At 62.1% G+C, this 3,071-nt stretch carries 3 protein-coding genes; all 3 read left to right on the plus strand.

Annotated elements, in window-relative coordinates; genetic code table 11:
* Positions 1 to 778, plus strand: a 778-nt coding sequence (locus AC1D1P_RS19135; protein ID WP_477674061.1) for a carbonic anhydrase family protein, incomplete at its 5' end; no start/stop codon positions are given.
* Positions 779 to 899: 121 nt separating this feature from the next.
* Positions 900 to 2,402 (plus strand): FAD-linked oxidase C-terminal domain-containing protein, encoded by a 1,503-nt coding sequence (locus AC1D1P_RS19140; protein ID WP_477674062.1) that lies wholly within the window; start codon positions 900 to 902, stop codon positions 2,400 to 2,402.
* Between the two features lie 58 nt (positions 2,403 to 2,460).
* A partial coding sequence (locus AC1D1P_RS19145) for a serine hydrolase domain-containing protein (protein WP_477674063.1) occupies positions 2,461 to 3,071 on the plus strand: 611 nt, incomplete at its 3' end.

Raw genomic sequence — 3,071 nt, forward strand, 5'->3', positions numbered from 1 at the left:
AAATCAATTGGCCGTCGGCGTGGCCGGCGTCCTGCTCTCCATGCTCGCCCTGTCGTCTGCGGTTCATGCAGAGGGTAAGGCGGCCGCGGCCAAGGCCGTCAAACCCGGCACCTTCTGCCCCATCCAGGACGCCAAGGAGTGCCAGGCCGCCGTGACGCCCGTGCAAATCCTGTCGCRCTTCAAGGCTGGCAATACGCGTTTCGTTTCCGGCAAGCCGCGCCACCAAAACTATCTCAAGGAAATGAAGGCCACCGCGGACGGCCAGTTCCCACTGGCCAGCGTGGTGTCGTGCATTGATTCGCGCGCACCGGCCGAGATTGTGTTTGACCAGGGCATAGGTGACCTTTTCAACGCACGCGTGGCAGGCAACATCGTCAACGAAGACATCCTGGGCAGCCTGGAATTCGCGCACAAAGTCATGGGCGCCAAACTGCTGGTGGTGATGGGCCACACCAGCTGCGGTGCCATCAAGGGTGCTTGCGACGACGCCCAATTGGGCAACCTGACGGGACTCATCGGCAAGATCAAGCCGGCCGCGAACCTGGTGTCCGCCGACATCAAGGATCGCACGTCCAAGAACTATGCCTTTGTCGAGATGGTGGCGGAGAGCAATGTGCATCTCACAGTGGAAACGATTCGCGAGAAGAGCCCCATCCTGCGCGAAATGGAGCAAAAGGGAGAAATCCTGATCGTGGGGGCCATGTACGACGTGAAGACGGGCAAGGTCAAGTTTTACGACACGCCCGGCGCCAGCAAGGCTCCGGGAACGAAGTCCTGAATCTCTTCCCGTTTTGGACGGATTCTGGCGGCCGGCATTTCACACCCGGCATTAAATTTCTTCAACCCGGCCGCCGCCGCTTGCCCTACAGTCTGGTTTCAACCCCGGAGCCAGACAGTCCATGAACACCCCCGCCTCGCTCGAACAGCAAAGCCAGCTTGAACGCTCGGAGCGGCAGTCGCAGGTCGTGCGCGCGCTGCAGGCGGTGTTGCCGGCCCATGCCCTGCTGTGGAACAACGAAGACACCACACCTTACGAGTGCGACGGCCTGACCGCCTACCGCCAGCGGCCGCTGGTTGTGGCTTTGCCCGAGACCTATGACCAGGTGCAGGCCGTGCTCAAGAGCTGCCATGCGCTGGAAGTACCAGTGGTTGCGCGCGGCGCCGGCACAGGGCTTTCCGGCGGTGCCATGCCGCACAAGCTGGGCGTCACGCTATCGCTGGCCAAGTTCAACAAGATTCTCAAGCTCGACGCCGCCAGCCGCACGGCCRTGGTGCAAGGCGGCGTGCGCAACCTTGCGATCTCCGAGGCGGCCGCGCCGCTGGGTCTTTATTACGCGCCCGACCCTTCCAGCCAGATCGCCTGCACCATAGGCGGCAACGTGGCCGAGAACTCGGGCGGCGTGCACTGCCTCAAGTACGGGCTGACGGTACACAACGTGCTCAAGGTCAGAGGCTTCACAATCGAAGGCGAAGAGGTCGAGTTCGGCAGCGACGCGCTGGATGCCGCCGGCTACGATCTGCTGAGCGTCATCATCGGAAGCGAAGGCATGCTGGCCGTCACGACCGAAGTGACCGTCAAGCTGGTGCCCAGGCCGATTCTTGCACGCTGCATCATGGCCAGCTTTGACGACTTGCGCAAAGCCGGCGATGCCGTTGCCGCGGTGATTGCAGCCGGCATCATTCCCGCCGGGCTGGAGATGATGGACAAGCCCATGACGGCCGCGGTGGAAGACTTTGTGCATGCGGGCTACGACCTGAGCGCGGCCGCGATTTTGCTGTGCGAAAGCGACGGCACGCCAGAGGAAGTTGAAGAAGAAATCGGCCACATGACCGACGTGCTGCGCCGCTGTGGCGCCACGGCCATTGCGGTGAGCCAGGACGAGGCTGAACGCCTGCGCTTCTGGAGTGGCCGAAAAAACGCCTTCCCCGCATCGGGACGCATCAGCCCCGACTACATGTGCATGGACTCCACCATCCCGCGCAAGCGGCTGGCCGACATCTTGCTGGCTATCGCAGAGATGGAAAAGAAATACCAGCTGCGCTGCGCCAACGTGTTCCACGCGGGCGACGGCAACCTGCACCCCTTGATCCTGTTTGATGCCAACGACCCCGATCAATTGCACCGCTGCGAACTCTTCGGTGCAGACATTCTGGAAACCAGTGTCGCGATGGGCGGCACCGTGACGGGCGAACACGGCGTGGGCGTGGAAAAGCTCAACTCCATGTGCGTGCAGTTCTCCGCCGAGGAAAACGGGCAGATGTTCGGTGTCAAACGCGCGTTCGACAGCAAAGGCCTGCTCAACCCAGGCAAGGTGATCCCAACGCTGAACCGCTGCGCCGAATACGGAAAAATGCTGGTTCGGGGCGGGCAGATCAAGCATCCCGATTTACCGCGCTTTTAGGCGAAAAGAGCAACCGCATGGCCACCTCGTAGACTGCGCGGCCACCCACCGGCAACAAATGCATACGACACCGCTCAGCATTTTTTCCACCATGCACCGCCAGATATCTCGCGGGCTGGCCGGCGTCTTGCTGGCATTCGTCCCGCAGTGGGGCTGGTGTCTTGAGGTGGGGCAGTCACTGCCGCACCTCGAGCCCTTCGACAGGGCCATGCAGGAAGTCATGAAAAAACACGATGTCCCGGGCGCCAGCCTGGCCGTAGCCAAGGACGGGAAGCTGCTCCTTGCCAAAGGCTACGGTTATGCCGACAGGGACAAGCAGGAAGCCATGACGCCGCAAACCCTGTTCCGCATGGGAAGCATCAACAAGACCTTGACGGCGGTCATGGTGCTCAAGCTGGCAGAGGATGGAAAGCTGAAACTGGACGACCCGGTGCTGCCCTTCTTCGAGAAAGCCGGGATAGCGCCCGCCGCCCCCGCTGACCTGCGCGTCAGGGACATCAGCATCCGGCACCTGCTTCAGCATTCAGGCGGGTTCGATCGGGAGCGCTCTGGTGATCCGTTTTTTCAGCCCCGGCTCAGGGACGTTGCCCGCCGGCAAGGCGTTGCGCCCGTTACCTGCGATGCGATCATCCGGGATTCCCTGCAGGACAAGCTGGATTTCACACCCGG

The organism is Polaromonas sp. P1_E1_2, assembly GCF_056406035.1.